Raw genomic sequence first — 20,902 nt, 5'->3', positions numbered from 1 at the left:
AGCGCTGACACAATCCGCCGCAGCCGCGTGTTTCCAAGCGACGGCATCTTTTTGGAGAAAGGCTGCATCACCCAAGCCTATGACCACACCACGCACCCAACCAGAAGTCGCATCCGCAACGGCCGCCGGTGTTTCGTCTCCGCCCGATACGACGCCCCTCATGGATGCGGCTGAGACTTACACTGCCGACTCTATCACGTCGCTTTCCGGCCGCGAGGCCGTTCGGCTGCGTCCGGCGATGTATATTGGCTCTACCGGTGAGCTGGGCCTACACCATCTTGTGTACGAAGTTGTTGACAACTCCGTGGACGAGGCCCTAGCTGGCTACTGTACGCACGTGGACGTCATCATCCACCCTGACAACTCCATTTCTGTGATTGACAACGGGCGTGGCATCCCGGTGGACATCAAGCAGGACGATCCGAAGAAGCGCTCGGCGGTGGAAATCGTCCTCACGGAGTTGCACGCCGGCGCCAAGTTTGGCGAAGACAACACCTACAAGGTTTCGGGCGGTCTGCACGGTGTCGGCGTGTCCTGCGTCAACTTCCTCTCGGAGTGGCTGCGCGTTGAGGTGTACCGCAACGGGTTTGTTCACGAACAGGAATTCGAGCGCGGCATTCCGGTTGGGCCGCTCCGGCAAACCGGCCGGACGACCAAGCGTGGGACGCGCGTCAGTTTCAAGCCGGACGGCGAGATTTTTACCACGACGACGTACGACTTTGACACCCTAGCGCAGCGGTTGCGTGAAAAAGCCTTTCTAACCAAAGGTTTGACCATCACGCTTACCGACGAACGCGGCGAGCAGGAGCGGCGACAGGAATTTTTCTATCGCGGCGGCATTGCCGAGTTCGTCGCGCACCTCAACCGCAACAAGACGGTGCTGATGCCGGAGCCGTTTTACTGCGAGGCGACGCAGGGCGATGTCACCGTCGAGGTAGCAATTCAGTACAACGACGGTTATGACGAGAAAGTGTTCAGCTTCGCCAACAACATCAACACCGTGGACGGCGGCACGCACCTGTCCGGTTTTCGGACGGCGCTGACGGCGAGCATTAACGCCTATGCCGTCAGCGAAGGCTTGACCAAACAACTCAAGGAGAACTTGACCGGCGACGACGTGCGTGAAGGTCTGGTGGCTGTGGTCAGCGTCAAACTTCCGCAGCCGCAGTTTGAGGGGCAGACCAAAAACAAGCTCAACAGCGACGTGAAGGGTCTGGTGGACTCGATCCTCCGCGAACGACTCAAGACCTACTTCGGCGAACATCCGGCCATCGCCAAGCGCATCATCATGAAGGCGGTGGATGCGGCGCGGGCGCGCGAGGCGGCGCGGCGGGCACGGGAAATTTCGCGTAAATCATCACTCAACAATCTGACCCTGCCCGGCAAGTTGGCGGACTGTTCCGAACGCGACCCAGCCAAGGCGGAACTCTTCATTGTCGAGGGCGACAGCGCAGGGGGCAGCGCCAAGCAGGGACGTGACAGGCGAACACAGGCCATCCTGCCGCTCAAAGGCAAAATTCTCAACGTTGAGAAGGCGCGCTACGACAAGATGCTGTCGCACGGCGAGATCGGCGCGCTGATTATGGCGCTCGGCACGGGTATTGGGAAATCGGACTTCTCGATCGAGAAACTGCGCTACCACAAAATCATTCTGCTGTGCGACGCCGATGTGGACGGATCACACATTCGGACGCTGTTGCTGACGTTTTTCTACCGCCAGATGCCGGAGCTGATCGAACGCGGGCATGTGTTTATCGCCCAGCCGCCGTTGTACAAGGTTACAAAAGGTAAATCGGAGCAGTACCTGCTGGATGACCGTGAGTTGAACAAATACCTGCTCAAACGGGCGACGGAGGATATTCAAGTCACCGTTGAGCCGACCGGACGCACGCTGGCCGGACGCGAGTTGGCGAAGTTTCTCGACAAGTTGCTGGAGTTTGAAACCTTCCTGCCCAAGCTTGAGCGGCGGTTGCAGCGTGACGCGCGGTTGGTGGAGTTGACGCTGCAAGCGTGCACCGACGAGGAAGCCTACCAACCCGGACGCAAACTCCATGCGCTGTTTGAAACGGAGGCCTGGCCGCGTCGGCTGGTAGAGAAACTGACCGCCGCCGGGTATAACGCAGGCTTGACTCGTGACGAAGAACACGCGCTCTTCCGGGTCGTCGTGACGCCGACGGGACGTACCGCGCCAGAGCCGACCATCCCTGTGGACTGGGAACTAGCGACGCACGCTGAGTTTCAGAAGTGCGTGGCGATCTACGCCGAGTGGCGCGATGTGATGACGGGTCCCTACACCGTTGTGCAGGGGACGACAAGGATGACCATCCCCGAACGCTCCGGCTTGAGTGAGCAAATTCTCGCGTTGGCCAAGCGGGACGTTACGATTCAGCGGTACAAGGGGTTGGGCGAGATGAACCCGGAGCAACTCTGGGAAACGACGCTCAACGCCGAAAAGCGAACCCTGCTTCAGGTACGCATCAACGACGCGGTGGAAACCGACGCGGTGTTTACGGTGCTGATGGGGGACGCAGTTGAACCGCGCCGCCGGTTCATCGAAGAACACGCCCTCGATGTCAAGAACTTGGATGTGTGACCGCCACGCCGTTGGGCGGCGGTTTCAACCGCCTTCAGCGCTTTCAAGATGGAACAGACTCAGGCGAGGGACGCCGTAGCGCCGACGGAGCAACCGCGCAACGTAGTTAGCCTGCGCTTGCCTATAAGCTGCCGCTGACATCCCTTTGCGGTACGGCCTCAGCGTGGCGGCGGCTTCCTCAGCGACGGCGGTTTGCACCTCCACTGGAGCGTCGGCTTCCAGCGCCGCTAGCAGCGCGTCTTCCAGTTCGGACAAGCTCGTTTCCAAATCTTCCAGCGACGGCGGCGCTTCTGATTGCACCTGCCGGAGTAAGGTTTGTAGTTGCGCGGCCGCCGCTGGCAGGAGCTCTCCAAGCCGCGCATGGGGCGCATCCGGGCGCAGGTGGGTCGCCAGATTCCGGTGCGCCGTGAGGAGCGCCTGCGCCGCCGCCTCCAGAAAACCAACCACCGCCGTACACGATGCGCCGTCGGTTGCCGCGGCCGGCGCAGCCGGGACGGCCTTGCCTACGCGCCCGGCTTGGTAGGCGCGGAAAGCCTCCTCTACCGCTGGTTGGCAATACCCCAGCGACCGAACCGGACGTGGGCGACCTTTCGGTTGTCGCCCAGCGGCCTTGGCGCGTGCAGCGAAGGTCTGCGCAATCGCGCGGAGGACGACTGGCAAAGGCACGCCGTCTTTCCGCCAACCCTCGATAAGCGCCCAATCCAACGGCGACAGGCGGTATGGCTTGCCACGGTGAGCCGCAAAGGCCGCCTCAATCTCACTGAAATAGTTGAAGTAGTTGAAATGCTTTTCCGGCGGCGCTGTCGGATCAGGAGCAAGCTCGGCAGGTGGAGACGGCAACCGCGTTACTTCGTCCGGCTCAGGAAAGGGCAAATCGAGCGCCGCCTCTGTCGGCGGGTCAGCCGGTGTTGGGGGGGTGATCGGACGAGGCTTTGCCGACCGCTCCAGAGCAGGAAACGCTGCAAAGTAAAAGGAGCGCTTTCGTGGGGCGTCACTCATGGGTTGCGCACCCAGGACGGGCGTCCTCACTAGAGATACCGCCGAGTGACGACGTTGCCCTCGGCGTCCAGTTCATAATACAGCGGCGCGCCCGTGGGGATATTGAGTTCAAGTACTTCCTGCGGCGACAGCCGATCCAAGTGCATCACCAGCGCCCGCAAACTGTTGCCGTGCGCCACGACCAGCACGTTTTTTCCGGCTTTGAGCAAGGGCAGAATGTGGGCTTCGTAGTACGGCAGCACCCGCGCGGCTGTATCGGCCAAACTCTCACCGTTCGGCGGCCGTACGTCATAGCTTCGCCGCCAGATTTTGACTTGCTCATCGCCATATTGGCGGGCGACCTCTGCTTTGTTAAGCCCCTGTAAGTCGCCGTAGTGGCGTTCGTTTAGGGCTTGATCGCGGGTGACGGGCAGGTTAGTGAAGCCGGCGGCCGCACAGGCCAGCTCGGCCGTCTGAATAGCCCGCTGCAAAACGGAGGTGAACAAGTGGTCAAAGGTCAGGCCGGCCAACTTCGCGCCAGCCGCCCGCGCTTCTTCCTCGCCTCTAGGTGACAGTGGCACATCCACCCAGCCGGTGAAACGATTTTCAAGGTTCCATTGGGACTCGCCGTGGCGAAGCAACACAAGATAGGGCATAGGCGGAGCCTCAAAGCGCCGTTCGCCGCACGGCGAAGGCCCTCGCCGTCAGCGCCCGACGAAGTTGGGTTTGCGTTTTTCGAGGAAAGCGCGGACGCCTTCCTCTTTGTCCTCACTGGCAAAACACAAGGCGAACAAGTCCACCTCACGGCGCAATCCTTCGTCAAGGCCGGCGCGGGCGGCGGTTTTGACGGCTTCTTTCGCCATACGGAGCGCGATCGGACTCTTTTCCGCAATCTTGGCGGCTAGCGCCATGGTTTTGTCGCGTAGTTCCTCCGGCGCAAAAACGTGGTTGACCAGTCCTAGGGCATGGGCTTCCGCCGCCGTCAGCATCTCGCCGGTGAGGATCATTTCCATCGCTTTGCCCTCGCCGATGAGGCGTGTCAGGCGCTGCGTGCCGCCGCCGCCGGGGATGACCCCCAGATTGATCTCAGGCTGCCCCAGCTTGGCGTTGTCGCTTGCTGTGCGGATGTCGCACGACAGGGCAAGCTCCAGTCCGCCACCCAGACAAAAGCCGTTGATCATGGCGATGACCGGTTTTGGAAAGGACTCCATGGCGTCAAAAGCCCGCCGCCGGGTCATCACGTCGCGCTGCGACAGCGCCGTTTGTCCAGCAAACTCGTTGATGTCCGCACCGGCGATAAAGGCTCTATCGCCGGCGCCGGTGACAATTAACACGCGCACGTCCGCATCGGCTTGGAGCGCATCCAGCGCCGCCAAAATCTCATCACGGGTGGCGATGTTGAGGGCATTGAGTTTCTCCGGCCGGTTGATCGTCAGCACCGCAATCCGGTCATGCTTTTCAAGGAGCAGGTTCTCGTACATCGTAGTTAGCCGTCCGTGGTAGCGTCGTTAGCGCATTCAGTCGGGGCATCCGCTTGCGCCCAGACGTTCTAGTGCGCCGCCGCATGCGCCTGTTCTTCGAGCCACCGCTCAGCGTCAATCGCGGCCATACACCCTGTGCCGGCCGCTGTCACGGCTTGGCGGTACACGGCGTCCTGCACATCCCCGGCCGCAAAAACGCCCGGCACGCTGGTGTGCGTTGAGCCGGGCTTTGTCACAATGTAACCCTGCGGGGTGAGATCAAGCTGACCGGCGAACAAGTCCGTGTTGGGGCGGTGACCAATGGCGACAAACAGGCCGTCGCACTTGTAGTCCACCACTTCGTCCGTTGTGAGGTTGCGCAGCCGAAGACCGGTCACACCCGTCTCGCGCGCGCCATAAATCTCTTCAACAACAGTATCCCAGAGGAAGGTGATTTTGGGATTGGCGAAGGCGCGCGCTTGCATGATTTTCGACGCCCGCAGTTCGCGGCGGCGGTGAATGAGCGTGACTTTCGTGGCGTACTTGGTGAGGAAGAGCGCCTCTTCCATCGCCGTATCGCCGCCGCCCACGACGGCGACTTCCCGATCCTTGAAGAAGAATCCGTCACAGGTTGCGCACGCCGAAACGCCGTATCCCTTCAACCGCTCTTCCGACGGCAAGCCTAACCACTTAGCCGACGCGCCACAGGCAACAATCACAGCGTCGGCGGTGTACTCGTCGTTGCCCGCCCACACGCGGAACGGGCGCGTTTTGAAATCCACCGCCGTCACATTGCGCGTCAGGATTTCCGTCTCAAAACGCATCGCCTGTGCGCGCATGTTCGCCATCAACTCCGGTCCCTGAATGCCATGCGCGAAGCCGGGATAGTTGTCCACGTCGGTCGTAATCATCAACTGGCCGCCGGGGATGTTTTCCGGTCCTTCGCCCTCGAATAACAACGGCTTGAGATTGGCGCGCGCCGCGTAAATCGCCGCCGTGAAGCCCGCCGGCCCGGCGCCGATGATGATGACACGCCGATGATTACTCGCCACTGGGAACGCCTCCAAAAACCGACATAGCTTTGTCGAAAACGCACAATTAGCCCGGCATCTTACGTCCGCTGCTTTAGCGGCTGCAAGCTTCCGCGCCATGGTTGGCGCAGCTTGCTGCGGTTACATCGTCTGACAGGTCGGCTTGACAGGCCGTGATAGAGTTCCCCGCTTGATTGCAAGCCGTTGTGACGGGCCCTCCCTTACGGCGGGCTGTCCCACGGTCATTTTCCAAACAAGGAGGACTTGGCATGAGCTTATGCGCCACTAGGGCTTCAGTGTGTCGGGGGCTACTGCCTCCCTTTCCCTTCAAGCTCTTGTTCGTATTCGTCCTTGTCCTACTGGCGACGGTCGGCGACTTCGCCGTCCGCGCCCAGCAGGGCCGCCCGACGCCGGATGCCTCCCAGACGCCAAAGCCGTTGGAAACGAAAACCGACCTTTCCAACCCCTCATCCAACCCGATTGAACAGGCGCTCGACTTACCGGCAGTGTCGTCGGTGTTGAGTGTTTTTCCTCTCCGCAGCAGCATAGAGCCTTCCCCCAACGCCCTGCCGTTCATTGCCACGGCGTACAGTTTGAAGGGAAGAACGGCATCGGGAGAGCGCGTCCGGCCGGGCATTGTGGCGGCCGACCCGCGTGTGTTGCCGCTTGGGTCGGTCGTCAAGGTTCACGCCGGTCAGTATTCAGGCGTGTATCACGTCAAGGATACGGGCGGCCGCATTCGCGGACGCCGAATTGACATTTACATGCCGTCCACCCGCGAGGCTGTTCGCTTCGGGCGGCGGACTGTGCGGGTTGAGGTTCTTCGGGCCGGACGGCCGCAACGCGCCAAGTTTGGCACGCGGTAGCCGCTGGTTTTCCTAGGCACGCCGAACATCGGGCGCGGGCGGCTGGTGTCCGCGCCTGACTTGACTGTAGGTTTTGGTTTGAACTGAATGCAGACCGGGCTTGACCGCTTATTCACCCACCACCTTGACCTGCTGCGTGACCGGCGCGTGGGTTTGATTTGCAGTCCGGCTTCGGTGGATGTCGTGTATCGGCATGCCGCCGACCTGTTCGCCGCCTGTCCGGCGTTTCGTTTGACGGCGTTGTTCGGCCCCCAGCATGGCATTCGCGGAGAAACGCAGGACAACATGATCGAATGGGAAGGCTGGCCGCGCGATCCGCGCCTTGGCGTACCGGTGTTCAGTCTTTACGGGCGCACCCGCCAGCCAACGCCAGAGATGCTAGCCGAAGTAGACGTACTGGTGTTTGACGTGCCCGACGTTGGAACGCGCGTGTACACCTTCATCTGGACAATGGCGCTGGCGATGCAGGCGGCGCAAGCGCAGGGCATACCGTTCGTCGTTCTGGATCGTCCCAACCCGATTGGCGGCCTCGACATTGAAGGCGCTGTTCTTGAGCGCGAGTGGGCTTCGTTTGTCGGGATGTACCCGCTTCCAATGCGTCATGCGATGACGGTGGGTGAGTTGGCGCGGATGTTCAACGAAACCGAAGGCATTGGCTGTGAGCTGCATGTGGTGCCGATGGAGGGTTGGTCGCGTCCGCAGTGGTTTGACACGACCTGGCTGCCATGGGTGATGCCTTCGCCGAACATGCCGACGCTAGAAACGGCGACGGTCTATCCCGGTATGGTGTTGCTGGAAGGGACCACCCTGTCGGAAGGACGTGGAACGACGCGCCCGTTTGAGATTTTTGGCGCGCCGTTCATTGACCCATACGAGTTGGCGGCGGCGCTAGAACCGCTTCAGCTACCTGGCGTGCATTTCCGTCCGATGTGGTTTCAGCCAACATTCAACAAGTTCGCCGGTCAGCTGTGCGGCGGACTGCAACTGCATGTGCAGAATCGAGCGACCTTTCGCCCATACCGGACAGCGGTAGAGATTCTCAAAGCCGTTCGGCGGCTCTATCCGCAGGAGACGCTGTGGCGCGAGCCGCCTTATGAGTACGTGTATGATCGGCGGCCGTTTGATGTCATCGCCGGCACAGATCGGCTACGGGCGGCGATTGAGGCGGACGCTGCTTGGGAAGACATCGCAGCGGCGGACGAACCGGCGCTGGCCGACTTTTACCAACAGCGTGCGGCGTATTTGCTCTACTCATCATAAGCGTAGGACGCAGAAACCGATGCAAAACAAAATTTGGTTCAGCCCGGCGCTTCACCCCGTCGGCTTGCCGTGCAACGGCCGCTCATGCCACGCTTGACGCCGGACCGCGCCGGTCATTGCGCCTTACTTCAACCGTTGGCGAAAACCGTTTTCAACCGTTGGCGAAGACTTACCATGAAGGCTTGCTTACCGTGTTTGTTCGGTTTGTCGGGGTTGACGGTTCTGCGGTGTATGGCGACCGGATGGGTTTGCCTTTCTACAGCTATCTTGGTTTTGAGCGCCGGAGACGGCTTCGCGCAGACAACTCGCCCGGCCACCAAGCGCCGGCCGTCTCGCACATCCGCTCCAGAACATCGTCCGCCGAAGCCGACCGAGACCGCCCCGCGCCCCCAGCAAGACAAGTACCCGCCGGTTGAGGCGCGCGTCGCCGCCTATCGCGAGCAACTCGAAGCCAAGAAAATCAAGCGTGAAGATACACAGCCTTACCTCATTGACGGCGTCGAGGTGCTGGGAATTTCCGAAACGGCGCGCGGCTACACGGCTTTTATTCGCGTTGAAGACAACACGACGCTTGTTGTCCGTCCCGGCATGCGCTTCTACGACGGCGTCATTGAACGCATCGAGCCGGGCCGCATTCTCTTTCGTCTGAACAACCGGCGGCTGGTCGAAAAACGGTACGGGCGTCCGATAGACGCTGCACCCGACCAAACCTCGCCGGAGCAACCACCGGAGCAAAGACGCTTCTTCTAAAGAAGGACACTGCGCCATGTGCGGTATTGTGGGCTATGTTGGCGCGAAGCCGGTCGTCTCGGTCTTACTGGATGGCCTCAAGCGCCTTGAATATCGCGGCTACGACTCGGCCGGTATCGCCGTCGTCGCCGATGGTCAACTGGAAATCCGACGCGCTTCCGGCAAGCTTTTCAACTTGGAGGCTGCCGTTCAGCGCGCGCCTCTCGCCGGAAGCTGCGGCATTGGCCATACCCGGTGGGCGACGCACGGCCGCCCGACTGAAGAAAACGCCCACCCGCACCGCGACGCAACCGGCCGCGTCGTCGTCGTCCATAACGGCATCATCGAAAATTACCTAACGCTCAAACGAGCGTTGGAACGGGAAGGACATACCTTTGTTACTCAAACCGATACGGAAGTCATCGCCCATCTCATTGGCAAATATCACCACGGCGGTGCTGCGCTCGCCGACGCCGTTCGGCGGGCGTTAGCCGAGCTTGTCGGGATGTTCGCCATTGCGGTCATTGCGTCCGATGAGCCGAATACAATTGTTGCGGCGCGCTTTGGCCCGCCGGTCGTCGTGGGGTTGGGGCAGGATGAAAACTTTGTCGCTTCGGATGTCACGGCCATTCTGCATCACACGCGCGATGTAGTGTTTCTTGACGACGGACACATCGCGGTCGTACGCGGCGACGGCGTGACCTTCACCGACTTCGCCGGTCGTCCGGTTGCGCCGCCAGTGCAGCGTGTGATGTGGGATCCCGTCATGGCGGAAAAGGGTGGCTTCAAACACTTCATGCTCAAGGAAATCCACGAGCAGCCGCGCGCCGTCCGCGACACGCTGGCCGGGCGCGTCAGCTTGGACGAAGGCCGCGTGTATCTCGATCCAACAGCCATTCCCGACGACGCTTGGCGGACGTTCAACCGCGTCATGATCGCCGCCTGCGGCACGAGTCGGCATGCCGCGCTGGTGGGGAAGTGGATCATTGAAGAACTGGCGCGCTTGCCAGTTGAGGTGGACTACGCTGGCGAATTCCGTTACCGCAATCCACTGCTGGATAAGCAAACGTTGGTTGTCGTCATTACGCAGTCTGGTGAAACGGCCGATACTGTTGCGGCGCTGCGCGAGGCGAAACAACGTGGCTGCTACACGCTGGCGATCTGCAATGTGCCGGGCTCGATGGCGGCGCGCGAAGCCCACGGGGTTCTACTCACGCACGCTGGGCCGGAAATCTCGGTGGCTTCAACCAAGGCGTTTACGTCCCAGATGGTCGCTCTCTATCTGTTAGCGCTTCACTTTGGGCAACACCGTGCGACGCTGACGCCGGACGCCGTGATGACGCACATTGAGCGACTGCTGGCGTTACCGACCAAATTGGAAGCTGTCCTTGGCCAAGAGGCGACTGTGGCGGAGTTATCTAGGGAATTCTTCCGCGTCTCGGACTTTCTTTACTTAGGGCGCGGCGTTCACTTCCCCATCGCGCTCGAAGGAGCGCTCAAGCTCAAGGAAATCAGCTACATTCACGCCGAAGGCTTTCCGGCCGGAGAAATGAAGCATGGACCCAACGCGCTTATTGACGAACGGCTGCCGGTCGTCATGGTGATGCCGCGCGAAGTGGGCAATCCGGCTTCGGAACTGCGTTATGAAAAAACATTGTCGAACCTTCAGGAAGTTAAGGCGCGCGATGGGCGCGTCATTGCCGTGGTGACAGAAGGCGATACGCAAGCGACGGCGCTGGCCGAGCGCGTCATCTCTATTCCACCCGCGAGCGATGTGCTTTCAGCGGTGCTGGCCGTCGTGCCGTTGCAGTTGCTGGCCTACCACATCGCCGTTCGGCGCGGCTGCGACGTGGATCAGCCGCGCAATCTCGCCAAGAGCGTCACGGTTGAGTAGCGCGTGTTCTACGTTGAGAAGTTTCTTGCACCGCTCTTCTTCCCGCTGTCGCTGGCGCTCCTTGGACTCGGCGTGGGCGTCGGGTTGCTGTGGTTTTCACGGCGGCAGTTTGCGGGCAAGCTAGTCGTTACAGCGTCCGTCGCATTTTTGGCCGTCGTCAGCCATGGCTGGACGGCTAATGCTCTGCTGCGCCCACTGGAGCGCAACCAACCCGTGTTTGCGCCGACCGGCGCTGTCCCACCCGAACAACAAAGCATTCGTTGGATTGTCGTCCTTGGCGGCGGCGCTGGCGGGGCTGAAAACCTACCGCCAACTCAGTGTTTATCCACCGCCTCCCTGCAGCGACTCGTCGAGGGGATTCGCTTACAGCGACTTCTCCCAACCGCCCAACTTGTGACTTCGGGCGGCGCAGTCTTTATGACGCGGCCAGCAGGCGAAGTCATGCGCGACGCCGCCTGCGCGCTGGGCGTTCCGCCGGAGCGGGTAACCGTTCAGCCTGTAGGGCGCAACACGGTTGAAGAAATCGCCGCCGTCGCGTCGCTCGTTGGGACGGCGCCGTTCCTGCTGGTGACTTCCGCCGCCCACATGCCGCGCGCCCTTGCCGCCTGTCGCGCACAGGGTTTGACGCCAATACCGGCCCCGACCGACTTTCAGGCGACGGAGGATGACGACGTGTGGACACCGGGCGACCTCTACCCAAGCGGCGCGGCGCTGCATCAATCGGAGCGCGCAACGTATGAGTACCTTGGCCGCTTGCGCGGACGTGTACGGTAGGCGTCCTGCGCCGCCAGCTGACTGCGCAAAGCGCGCAGCTGGTGCAGCAGGGCGACGCCGGACAGTCCCAACAAAACGCCCAAACTGTCAAACCCGACGTCAGCCGGCGAACCGATGCGTTCCACTGTGAAGGTTTGCCGCCATTCGTCCAGTCCCGCGTACAGAATAGACACAACAGCCGCGCCAAGACCGGCCTGCCGTGGCGACCAGCAGTTTGCGCGCCGCAGGGCGACGTACCAAAGCAGCGCTAGTAGGGCGTACTCCGTAACGTGGCCTAGTTTGCGCAGGATGAGATGGAACGTCTCGGTGGTTTGTGGGTCAGGATTCGGCAGCCACCAGTGCAACCAAATCCGCGCCAGCGGGGCGGTGTTGCGCCATGCCAGCCAATCGCTGGAAAACACAAATATCGCTCCCATCCAGCCGATGGGCAGGAGCAGCCACCACCAGCGACCCTTAGCGTTGGTCATAGCGAGAGCCGTTTGAAGATCGGCTCGGGAATGGCCCGAATGACGAACATGATGAAGCGCCAGAAAAACGGTGTATAAACATCGCCGTCGGCGCGCTCCAGCGCGCGTACGATGTCATGCGCTACACGTTCGGGTTTAGCGACGATGGGCGGCAGTTGCATACCGTAGGTCATTGGCGTGTCTACAATGCCCGGCTTGATGGTGACGACCCGCACGCCCTTCTTGAACAGTCGCTGCCGCAAGCCCTGACAAAACGCGGTGACGCCGGCTTTAGCCGACCCGTAAACATAGTTGCTTTGGCGGCCGCGGTCCCCGGCGACAGAGGAAATAACGCCAATCACGCCACGCCCCTGCGCTTCAAAGTAGTTCGCTGCGTGCGTCACGATGGACACCACGCCAGTGTAGTTGGAGGCAATCATCGCTTCAGCGGCGGTTACGTCGCGTTCCGCCTGCTTCTGGTCAGTCATTGTACCGAAGGCGACGAGGACGCCGTCCAGTCGGCCAGCGCGTTCAACCACCGACGCAAAGACGGCAGCGTGGCTGGCAAGATCGCAGGCGTCGAAGGCGATGGTGGACGTTTGCACGCCGTACCGCAGGCGGGCGTCGGCGGCGATGCGTTCCGCTTCAGCGAGGTTACGTGCGGCGAGGATGAGCGTTGCACCGCGTTTCGCCAACTCAGCGACGACGGCGCGCGCAATCCCCGACGTAGCCCCAAAAATGGCGTAAGTCGGCGTCATTGAGTCTCAAATGACAGCCGTTTCGTGCAGTAGTTCGCCTTTGGCGAAGCGTTCGATGGAAAGCGGCGTCACATCCAGCGTCCGCGACTCGCCAAACAGGATCATTTCCGCAATGGCCGTACCCATCGCCGGCGAATGCATGATGCCGTGGCCACTGAAGCCAGCGCACACGTAAAAGCCTTCGACGTTCGGGACGGGGCCGACAATAGCGTGGTGGTCCGGCGAGATGTCGTAGAGGCCGCCCCAGCAGCGACGCAGGTTGATGGAGGCGTTTTCCAAGCAGGGGACGCGCGGCAGCGCGCGCTCGATGATGGCGTCAATAAAGTCAGGGTTAAAGGTCGTATCAAAGCTTTCCGGCTCATTCGGATCGGCCCAGCCGAGCATCACGCCGTCGCCTTCCCTGCGGATGTAGCAGCCGGTGCTCAGGTCAACCAGCATCGGCAGCTCGCGGGGCAGTTCATCGAACCTTTCCGTCGTCACGATCTGTCGTTTGGTGGGACGGATAGGAATCTCCACGCCCAGCTTACGTCCGACCAGATGCGCCCATGCGCCGGCGGCGTTGACGACCGTTCGAGTGGCGATATGGCCGCGATTGGTGACAACGCCCGTGATGCGGCCATGCTCAACGGTGAAGTCCAGCGCTTCAGTTTCCAGTTCGATGCGCGCGCCTTGTTCGCGGGCCTTGCGGTTGAAGCCCTGCATAATGCTGTAGGGGTCAACAAAACCGTCCGTCGGGCAGTACGTACCGCCCAGAACATCCTCAACGTACAGTTGCGGGACGAGTCTAACGATGTCGTCGCGGGTCAGAAATTCCACCGGTACGCCTTCCGCCCTCTGGACATCCATGTTGCGGTGCAGATAGTCCACGTGCGCCGGTTCGGTGGCGATAAAGAGGTAGCCGTAGCGCCGATATTCCGGGTCCTGGCCAGTGAGTTCTTCAAAGTGGGTGAAAAACTCTATCGAGAACCGGGACATGCGGATGTTGACCGGCGTGGCGAACTGCTGGCGGACGCCGCCGGCGCTGCGTCCGGTTGAGTGCTTGCCTTGGAAGTTTTCGCGTTCGAGGATCAGCACATCACGGCAGCCGTGCCGGGTCAGAAAGTAAGCGATGCTGCAACCAATGACGCCGCCACCAATGATGACGACTTCAGCTTGTTTAGGCATACAATCGGAGCACCTCATCACCGGACTTGAAGCCGTCGATTTGAAACACGACAGGGCGTGTGGACAGCAACCCGGCTTGGATGTTAGGCGTCCACATCCTCTTTTTCACGCTCAAGCTCTTCAAAAAGGTTGTCGTAACAAGCTTGGCACACCGCCCGGTACCCAAACTGCCGCACGACTTCCGCCAGTTCGGGGATGCGCGTGATGTCGAAGAGCTGCCGAGCAGGTTCATCGCAACAGTCGCAGAAGGCTCGCGTAGGCATCGTCGTTTCACCCTGGATAAGGAAGGGGCGGGATACACCGCCGGGCGGTCGGAACCAGTGCTGAAAACCGAGTGAAGTTACCTATGGTTTGGTAATCGCCAGCCGAAAGGCAAGTTTTTAGTAGTGTAAGTGAAAGCCAATGAGATTGTGCGTAGCGTAACGTACTTTGCCGATACTTTGTGCAGATGGCTGGTGTCTGAAAGGCGCTCTCTGAGCGGTTACTCTGACAGAGATGCTCAAGGTGAGCTACTCAACAGCATTTCGTGGTTGTTCACAGCTGCTGAACACCGAAACAGTCGCCGCAAAGGACACTCAAGCAACACCGGCGCGAGCGGCTAAAGCGACGAACGCCCGCCGCGCCTGCGCCCGAACTTCGGCTTCATCCAAGGTCGTGAGTTCCCCATGGCGCACGACCACCCGGCCGGCGATGACCACATGCCGGACATCGGCGGCGGTTGCGGCATAGACCAACGCCGAAAGCGGATCGGGATGCGGCGCGGCATGCAGGGTGTCCAGATTGACCACGGCGATGTCGGCCGCCTTGCCGACATCCAAACTGCCGATTTCGTGTTCCAACCCGAGCGCGCGTGCGCCCTGCCAAGTCGCCATCTGGAAGGCTTCCAACGCCGTCAGCCGCTTTGCGCCCCACCGCATTTTCTGAAGCAGCGCCGCCGTCCGCATTTCCGTGAAAGCGTCCAGCCGATTGTTGCAAGGCGCGCCGTCCGCGCCGAGCGAAACCGATACGCCGCGTTCCAGCATCTCCACCACCGGAGCGACGCCGGAACCCAGCTTTAGATTGGACGACGGACAGTGCAAAACATGCGTCCCCGTTTCAGCCAAAATTGTCAGTTCCGCCTCGTCCAGCCAGATGCAGTGCGCGACGCCGACGTGCGCGCCTGTCAGCCCAAGTTCGTGCAGATAAGCCAGATTTCGCCGGCCGGTGAGGCGTTCAACCAACGCCACTTCGTCGCGGTTTTCCGAGGCATGCGTATGCACGCGCACCCCTTTCTCGCGCGCCAGCGCCGCTATGTCGCGCAGCAAGGTCTGCGTACACGACAGGACAAAGCGCGGCGCCAAGGCAATCCGAACACGCCCCTCGGCCGCGCCGTGCCATGTTTCAAGTAGGCGCAAGGACTCGGCGCGGGCGTGCGCCGTCGTCTCGCGCAACCCGGCCGGAACATCATCCCCGGCGTCCATCAGGCACTTGCCCACCACGGCGCGGAAGCCGCTTTCAGCGACGACCTCCAACGCCGCTTCCGTGTGATAGACGCTCTCCATTGTCATCGCACACGTCGTGCCGCCGCGCATCATCTCCGCCGTTGCCAACTGCGCCGAAATGCGAAGGCTTTCCGGAGTGTGCGCAGCCTCAAACTTCCAAATACGCGTTTTCAGCCAGTCGAGGAGTTCGAGGTCGTCAGCTGCGCCACGAAACAACGTTTGGCACAGATGAACATGCGATTGAACGAAGCCCGGTATGACTACGCAGCCGTGCGCGTCAAGCGTCTCGTCCGCTGTTTGCGGCGCATCGCCGACGTGCGTGATGTGACCGTCCCGCACGTACAGGTCGCCCTTCACGACCCGATGTTTCGGGCCGCTTGTCAGAATTGTTCCATCAGCAATCCGCAGTGTGGGCATAGGGCGCTACTCAGTCGGCGTTTGGCGTTCAACGCGCGCGGTTGGCGGCAGGCGCAAGCCCTCTCCTGAAGACACGGGCGCTTCCGACAGCCAGAGTATATCGCCACGTACGGCGTCGCCAAAGGCGGCGTTTTCCGTCCGCCGGTCACGTTTGAGGCGCGTCAAAAGCGCGCAGCGGTCGGTACCGCACACCAGACGTTTTTCGCGTCCTTTCTCACGTTGCAGGTCCCCGATGACGCGCCATGCCGACCAGCCATGACGCGGCTCGGCTGCCCGCTTCCCATCTCGCCGCAGCACAAAGTAGAAAAACTTTTGGTTGTGGCTGCGCAGCCCTGTCAGGCCGTCGAGCTGTGCAACCAACGGCGTCGGTTTCCATACAATCGACACATGACACCAATCGCGGTGTGGGCGCTCCGCCAGCATGCGGCATGGGCCGTCAGCGGTGCATGGCGCAAAAACCCCCAGCATCGGGTCAGCTTCCAGTAGAGCGTCACGAAGCCGCATCGCCGCGCGAGCGGTCTCATGCAAACCCGGCTCAATGACATACAGCCCACCGTCAGGCTTCAGCCCTGCCCGCGCCAGAGTTATCACCCAAGCAGGCGCAGTGGCGTCTGAGGTAACCTCATTAAGCAGGTTGGCGAGCCAAATGAAGTCAGCTCCGCCGCGCGGAAGATACGCCTTGACCTGCGCAGCGTCGCCGACATGCGAGCTAATGCGCACTGCCAGAGTTTCGCGGCGTTCGGCATTGATCTGATCGGCGGCTTGGCGCAGCAAGCTAACCGCCTCCTGCATCGCCGTCGGCGACGCCTCCACCAGAACGATGTCCACACGGAAGGCCGTCGGCCGCAGGGAAGCCAGAAAGTTCAGCGTCGCTAACGCGGCGGTTCCTGGGCCGCAGCCAATGTCCAAAACGGTGAAGTGCGACTTTGCCGCAAGTTCCTCAGCAAGCCGCGCATGGCGTCCAGCTTCGGTCAGTACCCAGGCCGCCTTGACGTAGTTGCGCGGCAAGAAGTGAAACAAGTACGCCAGCCGCCGTGCATCCTGCCAGTAGCCGCCGGGAAGCGCCTCAGTCAGCGTCCCCCGGCGGCGGGTAAAATCATTCGATAGACGCACCAAGGCGTCGGCGATCGGCGCCAGAAAGACTTTCCCCACCGGTCCTCGGTCGTACTGCGCCAAGGCTTCGGGACCGAGCTGGTGCGCCACTTGACGGCGTTCAAGTTGTCGCAGGAAGTCATCGCCTCTTGCGAACATCACCGTCGCCTCCCTTTGCGCCTGCGAAAGCGGTTGTCTTGAACAGGCGGCGCATCTTATCGTTGCAGGCTGGGATTTCAATCTTCCGGGAGCGTGCGCGCCATGATTGAGGCTTACTTCGCGGAGAAAGTTCCCGAAGTCAACCGTTGGCTTGACCGACTCATGCCGCCTGCAACAACGCCTCCGCCGCGCATCCATGAAGCGATGCGGTACAGCCTCATGGCTGGGGGCAAGCGCTTGCGTCCGATCCTCGTTCTGGCTGCCGGCGAAGTTTTCGGCGGCCGGCCGGAGCGCCTGTATCCCGTCGCCTGTGCCTTTGAGATGGTTCACACCTACTCGCTGATTCACGACGATCTCCCGGCGATGGACAACGACGATTTGCGGCGCGGCATGCCAACCTGCCATAAGCAGTTTGATGAAGCGACGGCCATTTTGGCTGGAGACGGACTGATGACGCATGCTTTTCGGATATTGGCCGAAATGGACGCCCCGGCGGAGCAAAAAGTGCGCGTCATTCGGGAATTGGCCGTCGGCTCCGGTACGGTTGAAGGCATGATCGCCGGTCAAGTGGTTGACCTCGAAGCCGAGGGTAAGCCAATTGACGCTGAGCGGCTGACCTTCATCCATCGCGCCAAAACCGGAGCGCTGATTCGCGGGGCGCTGGTGTGCGGCGGCATCATGGCGGGCGCATCCGAAGATGATATTGCCTTGCTTGCGGCCTACGGCGACCGCGTTGGGTTGGCGTTTCAGATCGCCGACGACATCCTTGACGAAACGGCGACCGCCGAACAGCTTGGGAAAACGCCGGGCAAAGACGCCGCTGCCGGTAAGGCAACATACCCGGCGCTGTACGGCTTGGAGGTGTCCCGCCGCCATGCCGAAGCGCTCGCTGAAGAAGCCATCACTATCCTAGCGCCGCTCGGCCGCCGCGCAGAGCTTTTGGTGGAAGTGGCGCGGTTTGTCGTTCATCGTACGTCGTAGCGCAGCCAATCCCATCCTCTTACAGAGCCATCCGAGGAACACCTAGCCCTTTGGCTGTATCTCCCGGCGTTGACTTTGTGGGACCGGCGACGCTCGCCTTACCTGTGGCGACGCAGTCGAATGCTGAGCGTGCGACGCTGGCGTCAGCCCTCGCTGCGCCGAGCCTGACGGGGGACGCCGCTGTATGCCTCTCGTCGCTGCGCAACAAGGCGCTGGGCGTCGGCTTTCTGGGCGAGTCGGCGTCCACCTGTTGCGCAGAGCGATCTATGCAGGCCAAGCCCTATCACGCCTATTGTTATCGCTCAACTCCGCGGGAGCCGGCCCCTGGTGCAGAGGCGCTTACTCGGCTTTCCGGCGCAGGAAGGTCGGCCTATCGAGAACGTCGGCTTCCGCCGCCGGCGATGGCGGTCGTCCAAACGAAGACGGCGCGACAACGTTCCCCACGGCGGTTGTCGTCGCTGTGGACGGCGGCTGGTTGGCGGCTTGGGTGGATTGATCGAAGCCGGTGGCGATGACCGTAATTTTCATCGCATCCTTCATCCGATCATCAATGACCGCGCCGAAAATGATGTTGGCCTCCGGGTGCGCCGCTTTCTGAATAATCGAGGTGGCTTCGTTGACTTCGTGCAGCGTCAAGTCGTGACCGCCCGTGATGTTAACGAGAACGCCGCGCGCTCCTTCAATCGAGGCTTCTTCGAGCAGTGGGCTGGCGATGGCTGCATTGGTCGCTTGAATGGCGCGGTTTTCGCCGGAAGCCTGCCCCGTTCCCATTAGAGCAATGCCGGAGCCGCGCATAATGGTGCGGACATCGGCGAAATCAAGGTTGATCATTCCGGGCACGGTAATGAGGTCTGAAATCCCTTGCACGGCTTGGCGCAGCACATCGTCCGCCATACGGAAGGAGTCGGCCAGCGATGTGTTCCGATCCACGGTCGTTAGCAGGCGATCATTAGGAATGGTGATAATCGTGTCCACACATTCGTGAAGTTCACGGATACCTTTCTCAGCATTCATCATCCGACGGCGGCCTTCAAAACTGAACGGCTTGGTGACGACTGCGACGGTCAAAATTTCCAGTTCACTCGCTAGGCCGGCGACAATCGGCGCAGCGCCGGTGCCCGTCCCGCCGCCCATGCCGGCCGTAATAAACACCATGTCAGCTCCTTCAAGGGCGTCAATAATTTTTTCAGTGTCTTCGAGCGCGGCCTCACGGCCAACGACCGGGTCGGCGCCGGCGCCTAGCCCCCGCGTCCGCTTGCTGCCGATCTGGATTTTGACGGCGGCCTTTGACATACTCAGCGCCTGCATGTCGGTATTCACCACGAGAAAAGAAATGCCTTCAATACCAGACTCAATCATCCGATTGACGGCGTTGCCACCGCCGCCGCCGACGCCGATGACCTTGATGTTTGCACCCTTCGAGATGGTGTTTTCCACAAATTCAAACCTCACTGATGGTGGACTTGATGGTCGCTTGTTATCTACTCCCATGGGATGATTGCCTCCTACCCGTGACCGTGGTCAGGACCTTTTGTATAATGGAAAACGTAATAGTTAGCGCGCTGAACTCGACAAAGAGAACAAACTCTTGATACCTGCCCCAATGCCTGTCAACCAGTCTCGCCAACTTGTCCCACGCGGTCGTAAGTAATGATGTGCGCGTGGACGAATACTTGAAAGAATCAATCCAATTGCCGTCGCCCATTCAGCCCGGCGAAGTTCCTCATTGAGACCATCCAGTCCATCGGGGACACCAATGCGTACAGGGACATCCAGCATGCGTTCCGCCAGTTCGGGAATCCCCGAAAGGAGGCTGCCGCCGCCAGTCAGCACCAAACCACTTGATAATTTTCGCTCAAATCCTGCCTCTCGAAGATTCTCCCGGAGTTGCTTGAAAATTTCCTCAGCCCGCGGCTGGAGCATTTCACATAAGACTTGGCGGGAAAGGACCCGCGCCCGCCCACCAGAAGCTGCAAATTCAAGTTGCTCTTCGCGTTCATGTGGATGCAATAACGGTGCAAAGGCGCACCCAAATGTCTGCTTAATGCGCTCCGCTTCAGGCACGGATGACCGCAGCCCAACCACAATATCGTTGGTAAAATGCGCCCCACCGATCCCAAACATCGCCGTGTGGCGGACTGCACCGCGCTGAAACACAGCAAGGCTAGTAATGTCACCGCCAATATCAACAATGGCTGTCCCGTATTCACGTTCTTCTTCCGTGAGCGTTGCGGCGGCAGCGGCTAGGGAACTAAGGGTGAGGTCTTCCACAATCATACCTAGCCGGTTTGCGCTTGTCACGATGTTTTGTGAGGCCGTTATAGGTGAAGTCACTATATGTACGGTGACTTCCAGCCGCATGCCCAACATACCGAGGGGATCGCCGATTCCGTCCTGTTCATCCACGACAAATTCCTGTGGGAGAACCTCGATGATCCCCCGGTCAGACGGCAGGCTGACGGCGCTTGCCTGCTCAATGACTCGTTGAATATCCGCCGCCGTAATTTGCCGGTTGCGCTGGGCTACTGCAACGACGCCATGGCCGTTAAGGCTGCGGATATGCAGACCTGACAGACCCGCATGGACGGAGGAAACCTCAAAGCCGGCCATTTTTTCAGCTTCGTGCAACGCCTGCCGGATGGTTTCTTCCGCCAACTCAATGTTGACCACCACGCCCTTTCGGATTCCCTTGGACGGTACCTCAGCATAGCCGGCCACCGCCCAGCGGTCGCGGTCTGGGACAGGCGTCGCAATCACCATCCGGGTTCGGGTAGAGCCAAGATCAAGACTCGCTGTGTAGGGGAAGGCTCGGGCCATGG

19 protein-coding genes are annotated in these 20,902 nt (G+C 60.8%); 7 read left to right on the top strand and 12 right to left on the bottom strand.

Going from position 1 to position 20,902, the window contains the following annotated elements:
- Positions 1 to 79 precede the first annotated feature (79 nt).
- Positions 80 to 2,593 (top strand): DNA topoisomerase (ATP-hydrolyzing) subunit B, encoded by a 2,514-nt coding sequence (gene gyrB, locus NZ585_05805; GenBank protein MCS7079550.1) that lies wholly within the window; start codon positions 80 to 82, stop codon positions 2,591 to 2,593.
- A gap of 24 nt (positions 2,594 to 2,617) precedes the next feature.
- Here gyrB and NZ585_05800 read toward each other — a convergent pair whose 3' ends face one another.
- The 4 genes from NZ585_05800 to trxB form a co-directional block, all read right to left on the bottom strand.
- Positions 2,618 to 3,592: a hypothetical protein gene (locus tag NZ585_05800; protein ID MCS7079549.1), complete on the bottom strand. Its 975-nt coding sequence runs from the start codon at positions 3,590 to 3,592 to the stop codon at positions 2,618 to 2,620.
- A 29-nt stretch (positions 3,593 to 3,621) separates the two neighbouring features.
- Positions 3,622 to 4,227: a 2,3-diphosphoglycerate-dependent phosphoglycerate mutase gene (locus NZ585_05795; protein ID MCS7079548.1), complete on the bottom strand. Its 606-nt coding sequence runs from the start codon at positions 4,225 to 4,227 to the stop codon at positions 3,622 to 3,624.
- A 48-nt stretch (positions 4,228 to 4,275) separates the two neighbouring features.
- Complete coding sequence (locus NZ585_05790) at positions 4,276 to 5,052, bottom strand: enoyl-CoA hydratase-related protein (GenBank protein MCS7079547.1); 777 nt, start codon at positions 5,050 to 5,052, stop codon at positions 4,276 to 4,278.
- Between the two features lie 68 nt (positions 5,053 to 5,120).
- Complete coding sequence (gene trxB, locus NZ585_05785; protein ID MCS7079546.1) at positions 5,121 to 6,083, bottom strand: thioredoxin-disulfide reductase; 963 nt, start codon at positions 6,081 to 6,083, stop codon at positions 5,121 to 5,123.
- A 248-nt stretch (positions 6,084 to 6,331) separates the two neighbouring features.
- Between trxB and NZ585_05780 the strand changes: the two genes are divergently transcribed.
- From NZ585_05780 to NZ585_05760, 5 genes are all read left to right on the top strand, one after another.
- Positions 6,332 to 6,928, top strand: a complete 597-nt coding sequence (locus NZ585_05780) for a 3D domain-containing protein (GenBank protein ID MCS7079545.1) — start codon at positions 6,332 to 6,334, stop codon at positions 6,926 to 6,928.
- Between the two features lie 87 nt (positions 6,929 to 7,015).
- Positions 7,016 to 8,188, top strand: coding sequence for a DUF1343 domain-containing protein (locus NZ585_05775; protein MCS7079544.1), 1,173 nt, complete (start codon positions 7,016 to 7,018; stop codon positions 8,186 to 8,188).
- A 174-nt stretch (positions 8,189 to 8,362) separates the two neighbouring features.
- Positions 8,363 to 8,938: a hypothetical protein gene (locus tag NZ585_05770; GenBank protein ID MCS7079543.1), complete on the top strand. Its 576-nt coding sequence runs from the start codon at positions 8,363 to 8,365 to the stop codon at positions 8,936 to 8,938.
- A 16-nt stretch (positions 8,939 to 8,954) separates the two neighbouring features.
- Positions 8,955 to 10,811: a glutamine--fructose-6-phosphate transaminase (isomerizing) gene (gene glmS / locus NZ585_05765; GenBank protein MCS7079542.1), complete on the top strand. Its 1,857-nt coding sequence runs from the start codon at positions 8,955 to 8,957 to the stop codon at positions 10,809 to 10,811.
- Positions 10,812 to 10,814: 3 nt separating this feature from the next.
- A complete protein-coding gene (locus NZ585_05760; GenBank protein MCS7079541.1) occupies positions 10,815 to 11,585 on the top strand; it encodes a YdcF family protein in 771 nt (256 codons plus the stop codon).
- On the opposite strand, the gene NZ585_05755 is transcribed toward NZ585_05760, so the two are convergent.
- The 6 genes from NZ585_05755 to NZ585_05730 all read right to left on the bottom strand — a co-directional run bounded on the left by NZ585_05755 (position 11,528) and on the right by NZ585_05730 (position 17,102).
- Positions 11,528 to 12,052 (bottom strand): VanZ family protein, encoded by a 525-nt coding sequence (locus NZ585_05755; GenBank protein MCS7079540.1) that lies wholly within the window; start codon positions 12,050 to 12,052, stop codon positions 11,528 to 11,530. The genes NZ585_05760 and NZ585_05755 overlap by 58 nt on opposite strands.
- Positions 12,049 to 12,789: an SDR family oxidoreductase gene (locus NZ585_05750; protein ID MCS7079539.1), complete on the bottom strand. Its 741-nt coding sequence runs from the start codon at positions 12,787 to 12,789 to the stop codon at positions 12,049 to 12,051. The genes NZ585_05755 and NZ585_05750 overlap by 4 nt, the downstream gene beginning before the upstream one ends.
- A 6-nt stretch (positions 12,790 to 12,795) precedes the next feature.
- Positions 12,796 to 13,953 carry an FAD-binding oxidoreductase gene (locus tag NZ585_05745; GenBank protein ID MCS7079538.1) on the bottom strand — a complete coding sequence of 386 codons (1,158 nt, stop codon included), beginning with the start codon at positions 13,951 to 13,953 and terminating at the stop codon, positions 12,796 to 12,798.
- 83 nt (positions 13,954 to 14,036) lie between these two features.
- Complete coding sequence (locus NZ585_05740; protein ID MCS7079537.1) at positions 14,037 to 14,216, bottom strand: hypothetical protein; 180 nt, start codon at positions 14,214 to 14,216, stop codon at positions 14,037 to 14,039.
- Positions 14,217 to 14,528: 312 nt separating this feature from the next.
- Complete coding sequence (locus NZ585_05735; protein MCS7079536.1) at positions 14,529 to 15,851, bottom strand: 5'-deoxyadenosine deaminase; 1,323 nt, start codon at positions 15,849 to 15,851, stop codon at positions 14,529 to 14,531.
- Positions 15,852 to 15,857: 6 nt separating this feature from the next.
- On the bottom strand, positions 15,858 to 17,102 hold the full coding sequence (locus tag NZ585_05730) for a methyltransferase domain-containing protein (GenBank protein MCS7079535.1): 1,245 nt from the start codon (positions 17,100 to 17,102) through the stop codon (positions 15,858 to 15,860).
- Between the two features lie 102 nt (positions 17,103 to 17,204).
- On the opposite strand from NZ585_05730, the gene NZ585_05725 reads away from it, so the two are divergent.
- A complete protein-coding gene (locus tag NZ585_05725; protein MCS7079534.1) occupies positions 17,205 to 18,083 on the top strand; it encodes a polyprenyl synthetase family protein in 879 nt (292 codons plus the stop codon).
- Between the two features lie 339 nt (positions 18,084 to 18,422).
- On the opposite strand, the gene ftsZ is transcribed toward NZ585_05725, so the two are convergent.
- Together ftsZ and ftsA are read right to left on the bottom strand one after the other, a co-directional pair.
- Positions 18,423 to 19,574 carry a cell division protein FtsZ gene (gene ftsZ / locus NZ585_05720; GenBank protein MCS7079533.1) on the bottom strand — a complete coding sequence of 384 codons (1,152 nt, stop codon included), beginning with the start codon at positions 19,572 to 19,574 and terminating at the stop codon, positions 18,423 to 18,425.
- A 63-nt stretch (positions 19,575 to 19,637) separates the two neighbouring features.
- On the bottom strand, positions 19,638 to 20,900 hold the full coding sequence (gene ftsA, locus NZ585_05715) for a cell division protein FtsA (GenBank protein MCS7079532.1): 1,263 nt from the start codon (positions 20,898 to 20,900) through the stop codon (positions 19,638 to 19,640).
- Positions 20,901 to 20,902: the final 2 nt, after the last annotated feature.

The sequence above is a fragment of the Chloracidobacterium sp. genome, assembly GCA_025057975.1.
Lineage (GTDB): Bacteria > Acidobacteriota > Blastocatellia > Chloracidobacteriales > Chloracidobacteriaceae > Chloracidobacterium.
This window is presented reverse-complemented; position numbering and strand designations above follow the sequence as displayed.